Source organism: Nocardia sp. NPDC004151 (assembly GCF_042874235.1).
In the GTDB taxonomy this organism is placed as follows: Bacteria; Actinomycetota; Actinomycetes; order Mycobacteriales; family Mycobacteriaceae; genus Nocardia.
The window spans coordinates 1-17,778 of sequence record NZ_JBIAMR010000002.1 but is presented as its reverse complement, the minus strand read 5'-3'; the positions used below and the strand labels follow the sequence as shown (position 1 = coordinate 17,778).

The following is a 17,778-nucleotide window of genomic DNA, read 5'->3' as shown; positions in this document are numbered from 1 at the left end:
TAGTGCGGCGGGCGGTGACACGGGCAGTCGATCCGGCGATGTGTCCCATCGAACAGCCGATGGGACACATCATCTTTCGAAACGGCCCGTGGGGCTCAGTGCGTCAGCAGCGGCAGGGCGGGTCCGCGGCGGCGGGCCACCGACCCGTAGCGAGCGTCCAGGCGCAGCCAGGTGCGGGCCGCGCGGACCCGCACGATCTCGTCGACGGAGATGCGCCGGGAGTCGGTCTTCTCGCCGCCGTGCGGAATGAAATCCATGGCGGCCAGCGCGAACACCACCCGCATCGGCACCTCGACCCGCTCACCGGCATTGGAGACGGTGAGCACGGTCTGGTCCAAGAGCGCCGCGGGCGGGCCGTGTTTCCCGCCGTGCTCCTGCGCCACCTCCGCGCCGCGCTCGGCCAATTCCACGAGCATGCGCGCGGGCACATCCTCCACGTGGACGAAGCCGTTCTCCGGCGGCAGGGCCCCGTGCCAGGCGGAATCCATGGCGAAGCCCAGCCCGAACGCGGCGCTGGCGCCGGGCCCGTGCAGCCCGGCGAGGACGGCGTCCGCGCCGACGGTCACATCGTCCGTCCCGAGTTCGGCGACCACGGTGCGGACGGCCAGCGCCTCGAATCCGGTGGCGGCCCAGGCGGAGACGAAGCGGTCTCCGCGCCGGCGCAGGCGGATGACCGCCGCCGGGTCGAGCCGGACGGCGTGGGTGAGGAAGGTGGCCAGGTTCTCGCGTTCCGCGGGATCCGGAACGTGCAGGGTCAGTTGTCCCGACAAGACGGTTCTCGGGTCAGTCGGCCAGCCACAGCGACAGGTAGTCGCGTTCCTCGGTGGTGAGGCGGCGTAGGCGCTGGGTGTCGATGTCGAAGGCGGCCAACTGGGTGGAGGCGACCACCGCCGGCGGGGAGTCCGGGGACGCGCCCGCGGCGCGCACCTCGTAGCCGACGGTGAAGTCCACGGCGCGCAGCCGCTCGATCCACATGGAGACGTCCAACGGCGAATCCTCGTGGCGCAGCTGGCCCTTGTACTGCACCCGCAGGTCGGCCAGCACACAACCGGCCCGCAGCTTGACGGTCGGTCGCTCGTCGAGGAACAGCCACGGGATCCGGGCTTCCTCCAGCAGCGTCACCATGCGGGCATGGTTGATGTGCTGGAAGGCGTCCATATCCGACCAGCGGACCTCCACGGGGGTGTGGAAGCGGCCGGGTGTGGCCGTGTCCGTCACACCCGGGCCTGCTGCTAGGCCGTTCAGCGAACCGATCGTCAACGCGGTACCTCCGATTGCGCACCCACCCCACTCACCATGCTGCGCACCTGCCGCGCCGCAACCGACAGCGTGGCCAGGTCGTGGGTTCCGGACTCGAAAAGTTCCGACAGGGCAGAGCGTGCGCGGCCCAATCGGGACTGATTCTTCGACTCCCAGTATGCAATCTTCTCCTCGGCGGTCTCTTCCGGGTCGCCGGCGGAGAGCACGTCGAGGGTGAGCGAGCGCAGCGACCCGTACATGTCGTCGCGCAGGGCGAGCCGGGCCAGCGCGTGCCAGCGGTCGCCGCGTTCCAGGTGACTGACCGCCTGCAGCAGCCAATCGATCTTCAGGTGATCGTTGAGCGCGTAGTACAGCGCGCCCACCTCCTCACCGCTGCGATCGGTGATATCGGCGATGTCGAGCACGTCCAACAGCGGGAACTGGTTCAGCAGCCCGAACACCGCGGTGGCCAGCTCGGCGGGCACGCCCTGCTCGGCGATGGCCTGCGACTGCTCGTTGAGTGTGTCGATGTGGTGGCCGCGCAGCCAGCCCGGCACCTTCGGCGCGAGTGTGCGCACGCCCTGCGAGTAGCGGTGGATCTCCGCGCCCACCGCGACCGGCTGCGGGCGGTTGTTGAGCAGCCAGCGCGAGGCGCGGTCCAGCGTGCGCTTGGTCTCCAGCTCCAGCGCGTCCTTCATGCCCGTGGAGACCTCCGCGGCGCGAATGGTCTTCCACACCGTGTGCAGATCGAAGATCTGAGTGGCGGCGGTGAACGCGCGCACCGCGTCGGAGGCCGACGCCCCGATCTCCTCGCCCAGCCGGAAGGCGTAGGTGATGCCGCCGAGATCGACCACCTCGTTCACCAGCATGGTGCTGGTGATCTCGCGGCGCAGGCGGTGCCGCTTGATGGCCGTGCCGAACCGGGTGCGCAGCGGGGTCGGGAAGTACTGCGACACCCGTGCCGCGAAGTACGCGGTGTCGGGCAGGTCGCTGGTGAGCAGGTCGGCCTTGAGCGAAAGCTTCACGTGCGCCATCAGATTCGACAACTCGGGCGAGGTCAGGCCCGCGCCCTCCTCGATGCGCCGCTTCAGCTCCACGTCCGCGGGCAGCGCCTCGAGCTCGCGGTCCAGGCCGCGGCGGTCCTCGAGATCCTCGATGAGGCGCTGGTGCACATTCAGCATGCGCGGGGCCTCGGCCCGGGACATGCCCATCAGATAGTTCTGGGACACGTTGTCCTGCAGCACGAGCGCCGAGACCTCGTCGGTCATCGACGCCAGCAGCGGATTGCGTTCGGCCTGGGACAGCTCGCCCGCCGAGACCACGCCGTCGAGCAGGACCTTGATATTGACTTCGTGGTCCGAGCAGTCCACACCGGCGGAGTTGTCGAGCGCGTCGGTGTTCATCTTGCCGCCGTGCTTGCAGAACTCGATGCGGCCGTGCGCGGTGACGCCCAGGTTGCCGCCCTCGCCGATCACGGTGACGCGCAGGGCGTTCGCGTTCACCCGGACCGCGTCATTGGACTTGTCACCCACCTCGGCATTGGTCTCCGTGGAGGCCTTGATGTAGGTACCGATGCCGCCGTTCCACAGCAGCTGGGCCGGGGACAGCAGGATGGCGCGGATCATCTCCGGCGGGGACAGCGAGGTGACATCGGCGGCCAGCCCCAAGGCCGCACGCACCTGCTCGCTGACCGGAATCGACTTGACCGTGCGGTCGTAGACGCCGCCGCCGGTGCTGATCAGCAACCTGTCGTAGTCGGCCCAGGACGAGCGCGGCAGGGCGAACATGCGCTCACGCTCGGCGAACGACGTGGCCGCGTCGGGATTCGGGTCCAGGAAGATGTGCCGGTGGTCGAAGGCCGCGAGCAGGCGGATGTGCCGCGAGAGCAGCATGCCGTTGCCGAACACGTCCCCGGACATGTCGCCGACGCCGACCACCGTGAAGTCCTCGGACTGGGTGTCGATGTCCATCTCGGCGAAATGCCGCTTCACGCTCTCCCACGCGCCCTTGGCGGTGATGCCCATGGCCTTGTGGTCGTAGCCCACCGAACCGCCCGAGGCGAAGGCGTCGCCGAGCCAGAAACCGTACTGCTGGGCAACGTCATTGGCGATATCGGAGAAGGTGGCCGTGCCCTTGTCGGCGGCGACCACCAGGTAGGTGTCGTCGGCATCGCGGCGCAGCACCCGGGCCGGGGGCAGCACCGCCCCGGTGGCGCGATCGACATTGTCGGTGACATCGAGCAGGCCGGAGATGAAGGTGCGGTAGCAGGCGATGCCCTCGGCCTGCAGCGCCTGGCGGTCGGCGACCGGATCGGCGGTGGCGGCCGGGGGCTGCTTCACCACGAATCCGCCCTTCGCGCCGACCGGCACGATCACGGCGTTCTTCACCGCCTGCGCCTTGACCAGGCCCAGGATCTCGGTGCGGAAATCCTCCAGGCGGTCCGACCAGCGCAGACCGCCGCGCGCGACCGGGCCGAAACGCAGGTGCACGCCCTCGACCCGAGGCGAGTAGACGAAGATCTCGAATTGCGGACGGGGCTTGGGCAATTCGGTGATCTCGCGCGGTTCCACCTTGAGCGACAGGTAGTCCCGCGGCCGGCCCTCGGCGTCGAGGACGTAGTAGTTGGTGCGCAGGGTGGCCTTGATCAGGCCGAGGATGGCGCGCAGGATGCGGTCGGCGTCCAGGCTCACCACGTCGTCGATCCGGCGGCGGACCGCGGCCTCCAGCTCCACGGCATGTTCGGCATTGGCCGAATCGGGATCGAAGAGCGCCGAGAACAGGTCGACGAACATGCTCGCCGCCTCCGGGAACGCCAGCAGCACGCGGGTGATGGCGGCCTGGCTGTACGGGAATCCGGCCTGCTGCAGGTACTTCGAGTAGGCGCGCAGGATGGAGACGGCGCGCCAGTTCAGGCCACCGCGCAGCACCAGCTCATTGAGACCGTCGGCCTCGGCGCGGCCGTACCAGAGCGCCTCGAACGCCTCGGTGAACCGTACGCGCAGCCCGCGCACCTGGGCGTCGAGCACATCGAGGCGACCCACGGACTCGACCAGTTCGGCGTCCATGTTCCGGTCCAGGGCGCTGCGCAGCAGTTCCGGGCGAGCCAGTAGGCCGAAGTCGTAGATCCACTGTTCCGGGCCGTGGTCACCGTCGACCTGGTGCGGGCGCTCGTCGATCACCTCGACGCCGAGGCTCTGCAGCAGCGGCAGCACCTGGCTCAGCGAGATGCCGCCACCGCCGACATAGAGGGTGAAACGCCACGAACCCGGGGCGGAATCGGGCCAGCGATAGAGGTGCTGATCGATGCCGCCCTCGGCCAGACCCTGCAGACGCAGGATGTCGGCCATGGCCCGGGTGGGATCGAAGTCCTCCTTGTAGCTCTCCGGCAGGGACTCGGCGTAGCGCTGTGCCACGGCCGGATCCAGGACCGCGGAGGTGGCCACCTCGTCGCGCAGGTGGTCGTCCCAGGTGCGGCTGGCCTCGGACAGCAGGTGCTGGATGCGCAGCCGGTTGGTCTCGGTGGTGTCGACCGCGGTGCCCTCATCGGGCAGGCGGACGGTGAAATACACACTGGCGAGGTCGCTTTCGGAGACCCGCGCCGAGTAGTCGATGGAGACGCCGCCCAGTTCGCGCACCAGGATGTCCTGCATCTCGAGGCGCACGCGGGTGGTGTAGCGGTCACGCGGCAGGTACACCATGCAGGCCACGAAGCGGCCGTAGCCGTCCAGGCGCATGAACAAGCGGACCTGGCGGCGCATGCCGACATTCAGCACGGCGCTGGCGGTGCGGCGCAGCGCGTCGCCGTGCGAGGAGAACAGCTCGGTGCGCGGGAAGGACTGGATGACCTCGAGCATCTCCTGGCCCGAGAACGAGTCCAGGTCGAAGCCGCTGGATTCGATGATGGATTTCACCCGGCGGCGGATGATCGGGATGTCGAGCACGTTCTCGTGCAGGGCGGTGACGGTGAAGACACCGATGAACAGGTGTTCACCGGTGACCACACCCGATTCGTCCATCTCGGCGACGCCGACGAAGTACGGGTAGACGGCGCGGTGCACGGTGGCCGGGACCAGACCCTGGGTCAGCATGAGCAGCGACTGGTCACCGCTGTTGTCCGGGACGCGGAAGTCGGTGCCGACATTGGGGCGCAGCACACCCAGGCTGGTCTCCGGGACGATGATCGACTTGGCCTGGCCGTCCACGGTGCTGCGTTCGTACCGGGCGTAGCCGAGGACGGTGAAATGGCCGTCGGCCAGCCAGCGCAGCAGGTCGGCGCACTCGGTGAGGTCGGCTGCCGGGAAGCCGGATCTACCGGCGGCCGCGGCACTGTCGAGTTCACCGGCGACACGCTCGTGGGCCTGGCGCATGGCCTCGGTGTCCTCGATGACGCGGCGCACGTCGGTGAGCACGTCGGGCAGCGCGGACTCGATGCGCTCGAGCTGGGCGCGGCTGGTGGCCGGATGCAGCTGCACGTGCATCCAGGATTCACGCAGACCGGTCGCGCCATTGCCGTCGACCTCGTGCGGCACCGCGGTCTCCAGGCGACCCGCGGCGTCTCGGGTGACCTCGAAGATGGGGTGCACGACCTCGCTGACGCTGACGCCGATGCGGCTCAGGAAAGCTGTGACGGACTCGACGAGCAGCGGCATGTCGTCGGTGACCAACTGGATGGCGACGCCGAGCCCGGCCTCGTCATCCGCCTGGTACACATGGACATTCGCGGTGCCGGGGGTGCGCCGCACGGCCAGATCGACGTGGCAGCGGAAGATGTGTGTGGAGGTCGCGGGAATGGCGCAGTCCGCGTCGCCGGCGTCGACGTGACGGAAATATGCCTCCTCGAGGGACACGAGGTTGCCGCCCAGCGACTTGGGCAAACTCGCGGCCCAGGCCTTGCTGGACAGTTCGGACGAGACCGTCATTTCGCCAACTCCTCGGATTCGGTTCCGTAACAAAGTGACGCCGATGCGAGAGTAGCTGGACCCAGGAGGTACCGGGTCGAATTCTTGTCAATGCCACGCCGCGTCTCGCAATACCGACAAACCGGACGGTTCGATGAGTGAGATGTTCGCCCGATATCGCCAGGTCGTCTCCGACAAACCTTGCACCAAAACAGTTTTCACGCACTAGTGCGAATGCGAAACCGCTGAGTTCGCTGTTCGATAACCGTTCACTTCTTCGGCCACCGCACGCCATCCAGCGAACCGTAAACCGTCCAGCAAACATCGTCGAACCAGGCAAAAGTGACCAACCGACCGCTCGCCCGCGGGCCGGATCAGAACCCGAGCCCGCGGTAGCCGGCCGATGACGGCGCGGTCCGGCTGCCCCACCCGGATCTCCGGGTGGGGGCGAGCGGTGAATTCGGTTGGGGTGGTGCGCTATCCGCGGGTGAGCTTGCGGTGGGTCACCCGGTGCGGACGGGCGGCTTCCGGGCCGAGGCGCTCGATCTTGTTGGCCTCGTAGGCCTCGAAGTTGCCCTCGAACCAGAACCACGCGGCCGGGTTGTCCTCGGTGCCCTCCCACGCCAGGATGTGCGTGCAGGTGCGGTCCAGGAACCAGCGGTCGTGGGAGATGACCACCGAGCAGCCCGCGAAGTTCTCCAGCGCGTTCTCGAGCGAGCTCAGGGTCTCGACGTCGAGGTCGTTGGTGGGCTCGTCGAGCAGGATCAGGTTGCCGCCCTGCTTGAGGGTCAGCGCCAGGTTCAGGCGGTTGCGCTCACCACCGGAGAGCACGCCGGCCGGCTTCTGCTGGTCCGGGCCCTTGAACCCGAAGGCCGAAACATAAGCGCGGGAAGGCATTTCCACCTGGCCGACCTGGATGTGATCCAGACCGTCGGACACGACCTGCCAGACCGTCTTCTTCGGGTCGATGCCGCCACGGTTCTGGTCGACGTAGCTCAGCTTGACCGTGTCGCCGACGCGCACATTGCCGCTGTCCGCGTTCTCCAGGCCGACGATGGTCTTGAACAGCGTCGACTTACCGACACCGTTCGGGCCGATGACACCGACGATGCCATTGCGCGGCAGGGTGAACGACAGATCCTTGATCAGCTGGCGCTCGCCGAAGCCCTTGTCCAGGTTCTCGACCTCGACGACCACGTTGCCCAGGCGCGGACCGGCCGGGATCTGGATCTCCTCGAAGTCCAACTTGCGCATCTTCTCGGCCTCGGCGGCCATTTCCTCGTAGCGGCCCAGACGCGCCTTGTTCTTGGCCTGACGCGCCTTGGCGCCGGAGCGGACCCACGCCAGCTCCTCCTTGAGGCGCTTCTGCAGCTTCTGGTCCTTCTTGCCCTGCACCTCGAGGCGCTCGGCCTTCTTCTCCAGGTAGGTGGAGTAGTTGCCCTCGTAGGGGAAGGTGCGGCCGCGGTCCAGCTCGAGGATCCACTCGGCCACATTGTCGAGGAAGTACCGGTCGTGGGTGACGGCCAGCACGGCGCCTGGGTAGGAGGCGAGGAACTGCTCGAGCCACAGCACCGACTCGGCGTCGAGGTGGTTGGTGGGCTCGTCGAGCAGCAGCAGGTCGGGCTTGCTCAGCAGCAGCTTGCACAGCGCGACCCGACGGCGCTCACCACCGGAGAGGTTGGTGACCGGCTCGTCCGGCGGCGGGCAGCGCAGCGCGTCCATGGCCTGCTCGAGCTGCGAGTCGACATCCCACGCGTCGGCGTGGTCCAGCTCCTCCTGGAGCTTGCCCATCTCCTCCATCAGCTCATCGGAGTAGTCGGTCGCCATGAGCTCGGCGATCTCGTTGAAGCGGTCCAGCTTCACCTTGATCTCGCCGAGGCCCTCCTCGACGTTCCCACGCACGGTCTTCTCTTCGTTGAGCGGCGGCTCCTGCATGAGGATGCCGACCGTCGCGCCCGGCGCGAGCCAGGCATCACCGTTGTTCGGCTGGTCCAGTCCCGCCATGATCTTCAGCACACTGGACTTACCCGCGCCGTTCGGGCCGACGACACCGATCTTCGCGCCGGGAAGGAAGTTCAAGGTCACATTGTCGAGCACGACCTTGTCGCCATGCGCCTTTCGCACCTTCACCATCTGGTAAATGAACTCAGCCATATCGGCAAGCCTAACTGTGTGTAGTAGCGGGTTCTCCGGCAGTGTCCGGATCGGCGGACGGCCGTTCCACGGGGTCGGTCCGGTCGGGTCGACCGAAGGTTTTGCGCACCACCGGGGCGGTGCAACGGCCCAGGTCGGGACCCACTGCCAGGGCCCGCATCTCGAGGTCGGTGCGCTCCGCGCCGTCTCGGGTGGTGTACTCGTTCGAGCGCAGCTGCCCGTACGCGATGACCGGGTCACCTCGCTGCAGCGACGCTTCGACTCCCTCGATGATCCCCCGTCGCCAACAGCTTACGGTGAGGTACAACGTGCCACCGTCCACCCAGTCCCCGGCGGCCTGATCGTAGCGGCGGGCGGTACTGGCCATGCGGAAGCTCAGCAGCTGATCACCGTTCTGCAGCGCGCGCACCACCGGTTGGGTGACGACCCGGCCGATCACCGCGGTATTCGCCTCGTACATCGCGCTCCCCCTTGTCGATTCGAGCCCGTCGCCGCGAGCCCTGCGTTCGGTCCGGCTTCCAGCTTCGCCGGGGGGCGTGCGCGGGGGCAGACCCCGCCTCGGCGAGTGTGGACGACTCGCAGGGTGGGGATAACTTTCGCGATGGACTACAGGGTCGCCAGGTCGGTGTTGGCCCCGCACAAGACGATTACCGGTCGCTCCCCCGGCCCCGGCACGTACGCCCCGGACTGGATCGCGGCCACGGCGGTCGCGCCCGCGGGCTCCACCACGATCCGGAACTCGCGCCACAGATACTCCCGGGCCATCACGATCGCGTCATCGCTGACCAGCGCCGATCGCACCGCGTAGCGCTGCGCCACCTCCATGGCGATCTCACCGATCCGGTTCGCGCCCAAGGAATCCGAGGTCACGCTGGACACGTCGACGTCCACCGGGCGCCCGGCCGCCAGCGCCGCGTGCAGGGTCGGCGCACCCACCGGCTCGACCCCCACCACCCGGCCGCGCAGCCCGAGCGACACCGCCACCCCGGCCACCAGGCCACCGCCGCCGACCGCGGCCAGCACCGTCGGTCTGCCGCGCACCTGCTCCTCGATCTCCAGCCCGACCACGCCCGCCCCGGCCACGATCTCGGGCAGGTCGTAGGCGTGCAAGGGCATGGCACCGCGTTCGGCGGCGAGCTGGCGGGCGTACTTGTGCGCCTCGGCGTAAGTGGTTCCGTGCCACAGCACTTCGGCCCCGTGCGACCACATGGCCGCCACCTTGGTGTGCGAGGCCGACTCCGGAACCACCACCGTGCACGACATTCCGCGCACCGCGCTGGCCAGGGCCGCCGCGATCCCGGCATTGCCGGCCGAGGCCAGCACCACCTGGGTCTGGTCGCCGCGCGCCTGCAACAGCGCGTTGAGGCAGCCGCGCACCTTGAAGGTGCCGCCGTGCTGGAGATGCTCCAGTTTGAGCGTGACCGGGACCGGGCCGTGCGGGCCCAGGATCTCGGTGTGGAAGACGGGCGTCTTGCGGATGTGCCCGCGCAGCAGGCGGCGGGCCTGGCGCACGTCGGATCGGTAGAGCCGCTTCACTTTCCGGGTCGCCATGGCGACATCCTTCACTTGCGCACCTCTCTGTCGCGCCGAGCGAGCTCGGCGAACATGGCGTTGTGCGCGGTCAGGTCCGCGTCGTCGTCACGCTCGGCCTTGCGGTCGAGCCGGTTCGCCAGCCGTTGGTCGCTGCGCGACCACTGGATGAGCAGCGCCAGCATCACCACGACCAGCGGCACCTCACCGCTGGCCCAGGCGAGGCTGCCGCCGGTGTGCTGATCGCCGAGCAGGTCCTTGTTCCAGGACAGACCCAGGCCGCGGTAGAACCAGCCGCCCATCACGGTGTCCATGCTCATCAGCGCGATGCCGAAGAAGGCGTGGAACGGCAGCGAGCCGAAGACCATGCCCAGCTTGGTGAGCGGCTCCACCGGGCGTGGCTTGGGATCGATGCCGATGACCACCCAGTAGAAGAGGTATCCGCTGAGCAGGAAGTGCACATTCATCAGAATGTGGGCGCCGTGCGTGCCGACGTACTTGTCGAAGATGCCGCCCAGGTAGAGGGCGTAGAAGCCGCCGACGAAAAGCACCGAGGCGACGACCGGCTGGGTCAGGAAGCGCGATACCGGGTTGTGCACGGCCGCCAGGATCCATTCGCGCACCCCGGGCGGCTGATTCCGACCGGCCGGTTGGATCGCGCGCAGCGCCAGCAGCACCGGACCGCCCAGCGCGAACAGGATCGGGGCCAGCATCGACAGCATCATGTGCTGAGCCATGTGCACGCTGAACATGGCCGGCGCGTACCGGCCCGCCCCCGAACTGGTGGCCAGCAGCAGCGTCAGGCAGCCCGCGAGCCAGGCGATGGTCCGGCCGATCGGCCAGTCGTCGCCGCGCTTGCGCAGCCGCAGCACGCCGCGCAGATACAGCCCGGCCATGACCAGGGCGAGGGTGCCGAAGATCAGGTCGAAGCGCCAGTCGAACAGCAGCCGCGCCACGGTCGGCGGCCCCGCCAGGTTGTAGCCGATCTCGACCTCGGTCGGGGTCGGCACGGTCCGCTGGTCCGGCGGCGGGGTGCGGCCCAGGCCGACGGCGAGGCCGACGGTGGCCGCGAAGATCAGCGCCTCGACACCGGCGAGGCGGATGAGCGCGCCGCGATCCTGCGGATCCTTCTCCAGGTCCGGGATCGCGTTGCGGCGCTGCAGGTAGCCCATGACGCCGAGCAGGATCAGCGCCGCGGTCTTGGCGAGCACGAGCTTGCCGTAAGTGGTCCCGAGCAGTTCCGACACGGGCAGCCGGACCAGGGCGTTGATCACACCGCTGATCGCGATCACCACGAACGAGACGGTCGCCACGATCGAGAACCGGCGCACGGCCAGTGCCGTGTATTTGCCGTCGCGCAGCGCGTAGGCCAGCACCGCGAACAATCCGCCCACCCAGAAGCAGGCCGAAAGCAGGTGCAGGATGAGGCTGTTGGTGGCCAGGTCGTGTGCGCCGCCCGAGGACGAATGCCCGGTCAGGGCCACCGGCAGCAGCGAGAGCACCGACAGCAACAGCAGCACCGGCGTCCAGCCCCAGCGCAACGCCACCCGGCACGCGACGGCCAGCACCAGCACCATGAACACGGTGAACCGCCACGACCCCGCGACCTCGACCTGATCGGCGGCCCGCCACACCTGCTCGGGCCGCATCGACTTCAGCAGCGGTTGCCCGGTGGTGTCCGACAGCGTCAGCGGCACCAGCAGCGCCGCCGATCCGGCCCACACCAGCGCCGCGTTCCCGGCCCGCCGCAGCGCCCGATACCCTCCGACGTCCAGCACTCCGCTCTCCTGCGGCGGCACGAAGAACGCCGCGAACAGCAACGACCCGATGGTCAGCGCCGCCGACAGATCCGCCACCGCCCGCACCGCGGGCAGCCCGTACGTGGTCAGCGGACCAGGATCAGGAATCCCCAGCAAGGTCAGGGCATGCGCCGCCGACAACGCCACGACCAGCGCCGCCACCAACGCGGCCGCCGCCCCGCCCAGTGCCGTGACCGCCGCGAACGTCACCCCCGAACCCGACCGATTCGCCGAAACATCCGATCCTGCGGGCGGGTCCTGCACTGACGACATACGCCCAGCGTAGTTCGGAGCGCCCATCCAGACTCCCCTGGGGTTTCCGGTCCTCCGGTCCGCACTACCGCCCCGACGCGCCGAACAGTTGCTAAGCGACGAACCATTACTAACCTGGACGCTCGCTATACTCAACCCGCTGGACACCGAGATCGATTTGGGTCAAGGTGTTTGGAGCCCGCATCACCGCCGATGCCCGCACTGCCTCCGTAGCTCAGTTGGATAGAGCAAGGGCCTTCTAATCCCTAGGTCGCAGGTTCGATTCCTGCCGGGGGCGCATCGGGTGGCTGACCAGCGAAAACGCTGGCAGTTACACCAATACCCAGCCCACATAACGCTCAAACAACGCGGAACTTTCGCGCGCAGCCTGGGGTAATCGGGCAAGTTTTCGACGCCATCGTCGAGCTCCTGGAGGACTTCGTCACCGAGCTTCGACGCGCCAACAAATCCGCCGGCACCATCGATTGCTACAGCCGCGACGTCGGCTACTTCGTCGCCTTCCTGGAAGCCCAGAGGCCTCCCATCGAGGCCAACGCCGACGCCCTCACGCGCGAGAACATTGGCGCGTACATCATCGACACCCTCAACCGGACCAACCGGCGAACGGGCAAGCCACTCACCCCTGAGTACGCGAACCGCCAGTACCGAAGCCTTCAGCAGTTCTGCAAATACCTAGAGTCCGAGGAGATCCTCGAGGACAACCCGTTCGACAAGATGACCCCGCCGTACGTCCCCGAGAAGCCCATCCCGGTGCCTCCCATCGAGGATCTCCGAAAACTGTTGGCCGCGTGCGAAGGAACTGATTTCGAAGCTCGCCGCGACACAGCGATCATCCGCCTGCTGGTCGACATCGGCCCCCGAGTCGGCGAGATCGCCGCACTCGACATGGAAGCCCTCGACTTCCACGAGAACACCGCCCTGGTCATCGGCAAGGGACGACGACCACGAGTCCTGCCCTTCGGCGACAAAACCCGCATCGCCCTACGCCGCTACCTCCGGATCCGAGCCCGACATCCCAAGGCAGCCAACGACAATCCCGAACTCTGGCTGGGCAAACGAGGCCGGATGACCAGTTGGGGCATCTACCAAATCCTGGAGCGCCGCGCCGCCGCCGCGGGAATCCCCCACCTCCACCCTCACCAACTCCGCCACTTCTTCGCCCACAACTGGCTGGCCAACGGCGGCCAAGAGCAGGACCTCATGATGCTGGCCGGCTGGCGCTCCCGCCAGATGCTCGGCCGCTACGCCCGCGCCACCGCCGAGACCCGCGCCCGCGACGCCCACCTCGGAGACAAGCTATAGCGCGATTCACACAACCGTCCGGTCCGGACTGGTCAGGCTGCCATGTTATGTTCGCCGGAGGTTTGTACCGCGAACTGAACCAGGGGGGTCTAGCGGTGGCTGACATTCTCGACGTCGACCTCACGACATTGCACGGGCTGGCGACTGAGCTGGGCGGGCAAGCGGACGAAATCAGCAAACTCAAGCTCACCAAAGCGGTGAGCATGCCGGGATCGCCGGTGGCCGCGGTCTCGGAGCAGGTCGGCGACGCGGTACTGAAGGCGTACGGGTTGATCGGCGGCCAGATTCACACCCTGGCGGATCGCGCCAAGTCGGCCGGCGGCTCATACGAGGACATGGATAAGTCCAACAAGGACCAGTTGGACAAGTACGGTCGCGGCGAGGGCGTGAATTGACCACGATCAGCCATGTGCGGGGCTGTAATCCACAGTCGATGGTCGATTTCGCCGCGGACATCGTGGCACAGAACGACAAGTTCGTGACCAAGGTCGACGCGATGAACAGCGCGGTCGACAAGGCCATGGACAAGTGGAAAGGCGACGGCGCGACGGCGGCATCAGAGCGGGCGGTGGCGCACAAGCTGCATGGCAATCATCTCGCGACCGCGATCGTGGATATCGCCGACCACTACAACACCTATGGTGCCCAGCTCGTCGACACCCAGACCGCGTTGGTGAAGATTCTCGATCATGAGATCCCCGAGGGAATGAAGGTCGACGACGACGGTACCGTGACGGCTCCGAAGATGCCGTCGGACGGATCGAACGCGGTGGCCAACGTGTTGGCCCAACAGGTGCTTGATGGCCAGGCATCAGGATTGCAGACGCGGATCAAGGCGTTGTTGTTCCAGTTCGGCTTATCGGAAGTTTCGGCGGCAACAGCAATCACCACCGATCTACAGTTGCTGGGCGGCTACGAGAAGACCCCCGATGGCGCCCCGGTCCGGTCACAGGTGCAGGACATCCTGGACGGCAACAAGCAGTTGCCGAGCGATCCAAAAGAGCTGCGCAACTTCTGGGATGGGCTGACCCCCGCGGAGAAGGACGCGCTCTACGAACACGATCAGTACATCGGCAACCATGACGGACTGCCCACAGCCGATCGGGATCGCTACAACCGCGAAAAACTCGACGACGAGCTCACCCACGCGCAGGCCGCCCAGGACACTGTCGATCAGTTGACCGCACAGCACCCGGATTGGGCAAAGGGAGAGAACCTCCCTCCCGAGAACGAGCCAGGTGCCATCTTCGCTGACCGCACCAAATACGACGCATGGAAAAAGCAACTGGACGATGCGAAGGACCGCGCGACAGACCTTCCCGACATGCTGAAAGTCCAGGCCGAAGCCAATAAACCGGGTCGGTATTTGATGGTGTGGGACAGCGTAACCGGCGACACCATGCCCCACGCGGCGATCTCCGCGGGCAACCCCGACACAGCCACCAACGTCTCGACCTACGTGCCCGGCACAGGAGTGACACCGGCGAAGATCGACGGCTACATGGACAGAGCCGAACTCATGCGCGAAAGCGCGAAACTAGCAGGCGCAAAGGATCCCGCGGTGATTACGTGGATTGGATACGACACGCCTCCCACACCGGTGGACTGGGGAGCGCATGCCGATCCGACCAACTGGAACATCGATGATGCGTCGAACCGAAAGTACGCCGATGCCGGAGCGCCGGCACTCAACAAGTTTCAGGAGGGATTGCGTGCTACGCACGACGGGAATCCGTCGTACAACACCGTGGTCGGGCACAGCTACGGCACCGCGGTCGTCGGTGATGCCGCAGCTCACGGAAACAGCCTGAATGCCGATGCGGTGGCATTGGTAGCCAGTCCGGGAACGACGGTGGACCATGCCTCGGATCTGCATCTCACCGGCGTTCCGCAGGATCAGGTTCCGAACAAGGTGTATGTCTCCACCGCCGCCCACGACATCATCTACGAGGCTCAGCTGATGGAACCGTTCGGCACCAATCCGGAAGATCCGAGCTTCGGGGCGACCCATTTCGCGTCCGATCCCGGTAAGGACAGCTTTTGGGGGGTGACCACGGACGCGCACGGTCAGTATTGGGACATCGTCGATGGGAAACCATGCAAGTCACTGGTCAATCTAGGCGACATCATCGCCGGAGCGGAGCCGACAGCGAAATGATGATGCGAATCCTACGGAAGGGGCTCGCCGCCTCGGCCATCATCGCGATAGCGCTGGTACCGGTCAGCTGCACGCATGAGACCGCGGACGCGAACAAGAACGAGGAGAAGTTTGTGAGCCAAACACTCACCGAGGAAGCGGCCCACCAGCAGATCATCAGCTATCTCCAAAAAACCGCCGATGAAACCGGGGTGGGATTCTCACTTACTCCGGACCAAGGCAACAACGGCTCCGCTCTTCAGCCAGCGCTGCGGGCACCTTGTTACGCAGGGGACCAGGAGCGCGGCCCGCATCAGGTGCAGATGCGTTATTGGGTTGTCGGGATTCCCGCTGGCCAACTCTCGCATTACAAGAGCTTGCTGCAGGACACGTGGACGAGTTGGGGTTGGAAGTTGGATCCGGAAGCCACCCCGAAGCTGACAGGTGTAGGCACACCCGATCACTACTCGTTCATATTGCAAGACGCAGGCAAGGGTGACGGCTGGTTGAGCGTGACGGCAGCTTCGCCGTGCTTTCCTTTCGAGGGACTCGGGTCGACGACCCCGCAGCCATCTGAGATCCACCGGCGCACATCATGAGAGCATCGGCGACTCCCACCCCGATCAACAGGTTAGCGAATATCCGTGAAGCACAATGATTCCGATGCGCTGAGTTCGAAAGTTCAACGCGCCCAATATGCCATCGAACATATCCAGGGAGTCGGTGTCGTCAACGGCGTCCGCGTGATCGTAGATGCCGGGGATCGTCTGCTGTCGGTGACAGTGGACGAGGAAGCCTCCATCATGGCCGCGTATCGAGCGGCGGTGGAAGACAAGCGCCCCAAGGTCGATGAGGCACTGCGTGAGCTGCGAGCCGATTCGACCTTCGAAGCGATATCGACGTACACGAACGCGAACTCGGCTCGCGTGGAAGCCGAGCGGGTCGAGAAGCAGCGCAAACTGGACGAAGAGCTCGATGACGACTACTACGAGCGCGGTTCAATCAAGGCCCCGGACTGGTAGAGAACCTGCATCGGAGGCGACGACAAGCAGGAATTTCACCGCTCAGAAGCACGACGCCTAGAGAGTAGCTGCACGCATGCTGGCAAACTCGAAATATGGTGCGTACGTGGACATTTAAGGACATATACTGGACTGGTGGCCGCTCTTGGCGGAGATCGAGATGGACTGCGGACGTCTGGAACCCCGCAGCCCAACCTGAAGCTGAAGGCCGTCATGTTCGAGGCCGGCGTCCAGCCGACCGGCCTTGCCAAGCGGATGCAGGATCACAGTCGGCTGGACGGCGGCCCGGTGCTCGCCACGAGTCACACGCTTATCAAGAAGTGGTTGAACGGCAGCGTCGCCCAACCGAATGAACGCAGCTGTCGCGTCATGCTGGCGGTGCTCAGCGAGAAGCTTGATCGAGACCTCCGGCCTGTGGATATCGGCTATCCCGGCATCACGCTGTCGCACGAGCTGGCACTCGATCCCGCCGCAGACTCGTTCGAAAGCCCGGTGATCATCACGCAAAGACTGCAGCGGCTCGGCCAGATCGACGTGGACGATCCGGTGCTCGACATCGTCGACTTCGCGGTGGCAGACATCCTCGAACGCTATGAGGTTGAGAGCCCCAAGAAGCTTGCCCCAGAGGTTGTTTCGCTTCGAAGCCAAGTCGATGGTTGCCTTCAGCAGCGTCAGCATCCCAAGCAGGTCAAGCGGCTGTACGAACTGGCCGCGAAGCTCTCCGGAATCCTCAGCTATATGGCCGTGAACCGGGGACGGTTTCCCCACGCGGGTATGTATGCGCGTGAATCGTTTGCGATCGCGAAGGTTCTGGAAGATGCGCAATTGCAGGCTTGGATACGCGGCACGGAGAGCTTCTGTGCCTACTACATGGGCAAGTACGACCTCGCGGCGGAGCTTGCCGAGGAAGGTCTCCAGTCACCACCGCCGGCGAACGCGACATCCTTGGGCTCTGGGCCGGTGACGGCGGTGAAGGCGCCAAATTCTGGCTGCAGGTGCTGACCGAACTCAACAACCGCGGCGTCGCCGATGTCTGTATCGCCGTCTGCGACGGGCTCAAAGGGCTGCCGGAGGCGATCAACACCGTCTGGGCGCAAACGATCGTGCAGAGGTGTGTGATCCACCTGCTGCGCAACAGTTTCCGCTACGCAGGTCGTCAACACCGGGCCGAGATGAACCGCGACCTCGAACCCGTCTACACCGCGGCGACCGAGGCCGCGGCCGGCGAACGGTTCGGCGAGTTCGCCACGAAATGGGGTGGTCGCTACCCGGCGATCGTGAAGCTCTGGAACAACGCCTGGACCGAGTTCGTCGCGTTCCTGGACTACGGAGCCTGTTGCAGAATCACTTGCCAGGCTGATAGCCCGCGCTTTGAATCACATTCGGGGACAGGAGGGTTGGTGCGGTCGGGTTCTGGTGGTGGT

Annotated in this window: 13 protein-coding genes, 1 tRNA gene and 1 pseudogene; 8 read left to right on the top strand and 7 right to left on the bottom strand. The window is 66.3% G+C overall.

Annotated elements, in window-relative coordinates:
- Nucleotides 1-95: 95 nt before the first annotated feature.
- The 7 genes from ACFYTS_RS03655 to ACFYTS_RS03625 all read right to left on the bottom strand — a co-directional run bounded on the left by ACFYTS_RS03655 (nucleotide 96) and on the right by ACFYTS_RS03625 (nucleotide 11,893).
- A complete protein-coding gene (locus tag ACFYTS_RS03655) occupies nucleotides 96-770 on the bottom strand; it encodes a hypothetical protein (RefSeq protein ID WP_357279930.1) in 675 nt (224 codons plus the stop codon).
- Between the two features lie 13 nt (nucleotides 771-783).
- Complete coding sequence (locus ACFYTS_RS03650; RefSeq protein WP_387301111.1) at nucleotides 784-1,218, bottom strand: acyl-CoA thioesterase; 435 nt, start codon at nucleotides 1,216-1,218, stop codon at nucleotides 784-786.
- Nucleotides 1,219-1,256: 38 nt separating this feature from the next.
- Complete coding sequence (locus ACFYTS_RS03645) at nucleotides 1,257-6,158, bottom strand: NAD-glutamate dehydrogenase (RefSeq protein ID WP_387301109.1); 4,902 nt, start codon at nucleotides 6,156-6,158, stop codon at nucleotides 1,257-1,259.
- 456 nt (nucleotides 6,159-6,614) lie between these two features.
- Nucleotides 6,615-8,291, bottom strand: a complete 1,677-nt coding sequence (gene ettA / locus ACFYTS_RS03640; RefSeq protein WP_357279938.1) for an energy-dependent translational throttle protein EttA — start codon at nucleotides 8,289-8,291, stop codon at nucleotides 6,615-6,617.
- Between the two features lie 10 nt (nucleotides 8,292-8,301).
- Nucleotides 8,302-8,751, bottom strand: a complete 450-nt coding sequence (locus tag ACFYTS_RS03635) for a single-stranded DNA-binding protein (protein ID WP_387301107.1) — start codon at nucleotides 8,749-8,751, stop codon at nucleotides 8,302-8,304.
- Between the two features lie 146 nt (nucleotides 8,752-8,897).
- On the bottom strand, nucleotides 8,898-9,842 hold the full coding sequence (locus tag ACFYTS_RS03630) for a threonine/serine dehydratase (protein WP_387301105.1): 945 nt from the start codon (nucleotides 9,840-9,842) through the stop codon (nucleotides 8,898-8,900).
- A gap of 11 nt (nucleotides 9,843-9,853) precedes the next feature.
- A complete protein-coding gene (locus ACFYTS_RS03625; protein WP_387301103.1) occupies nucleotides 9,854-11,893 on the bottom strand; it encodes a cytochrome c oxidase assembly protein in 2,040 nt (679 codons plus the stop codon).
- Nucleotides 11,894-12,096: 203 nt separating this feature from the next.
- On the opposite strand from ACFYTS_RS03625, the gene ACFYTS_RS03620 reads away from it, so the two are divergent.
- From ACFYTS_RS03620 to ACFYTS_RS03585, 8 genes and pseudogenes are all read left to right on the top strand, one after another.
- Nucleotides 12,097-12,170 (top strand) — tRNA-Arg (locus ACFYTS_RS03620).
- A 437-nt stretch (nucleotides 12,171-12,607) separates the two neighbouring features.
- Entirely contained in the window at nucleotides 12,608-13,195 is a 588-nt protein-coding gene (locus ACFYTS_RS03615; protein WP_387301101.1) for a tyrosine-type recombinase/integrase, read from the top strand.
- Between the two features lie 47 nt (nucleotides 13,196-13,242).
- Nucleotides 13,243-13,590, top strand: a complete 348-nt coding sequence (locus ACFYTS_RS03610; protein WP_387301099.1) for a hypothetical protein — start codon at nucleotides 13,243-13,245, stop codon at nucleotides 13,588-13,590.
- A gap of 38 nt (nucleotides 13,591-13,628) precedes the next feature.
- On the top strand, nucleotides 13,629-15,353 hold the full coding sequence (locus tag ACFYTS_RS03605) for an alpha/beta hydrolase (RefSeq protein WP_387301097.1): 1,725 nt from the start codon (nucleotides 13,629-13,631) through the stop codon (nucleotides 15,351-15,353).
- Entirely contained in the window at nucleotides 15,350-15,931 is a 582-nt protein-coding gene (locus ACFYTS_RS03600) for a hypothetical protein (protein WP_387301095.1), read from the top strand. Before ACFYTS_RS03605 ends, ACFYTS_RS03600 begins: the two co-directional genes overlap by 4 nt.
- A gap of 45 nt (nucleotides 15,932-15,976) precedes the next feature.
- The gene (locus ACFYTS_RS03595; RefSeq protein WP_387301094.1) at nucleotides 15,977-16,354 is read left to right on the top strand and encodes a hypothetical protein; all 378 of its coding nucleotides are present in this window, start codon (nucleotides 15,977-15,979) and stop codon (nucleotides 16,352-16,354) included.
- A gap of 135 nt (nucleotides 16,355-16,489) precedes the next feature.
- Nucleotides 16,490-17,356, top strand: coding sequence for a hypothetical protein (locus ACFYTS_RS03590; RefSeq protein WP_387301092.1), 867 nt, complete (start codon nucleotides 16,490-16,492; stop codon nucleotides 17,354-17,356).
- Nucleotides 17,272-17,778 (top strand): annotated as a pseudogene (locus tag ACFYTS_RS03585) (transposase); the annotation flags it as partial. The gene ACFYTS_RS03590 and the pseudogene ACFYTS_RS03585, both read left to right, overlap by 85 nt.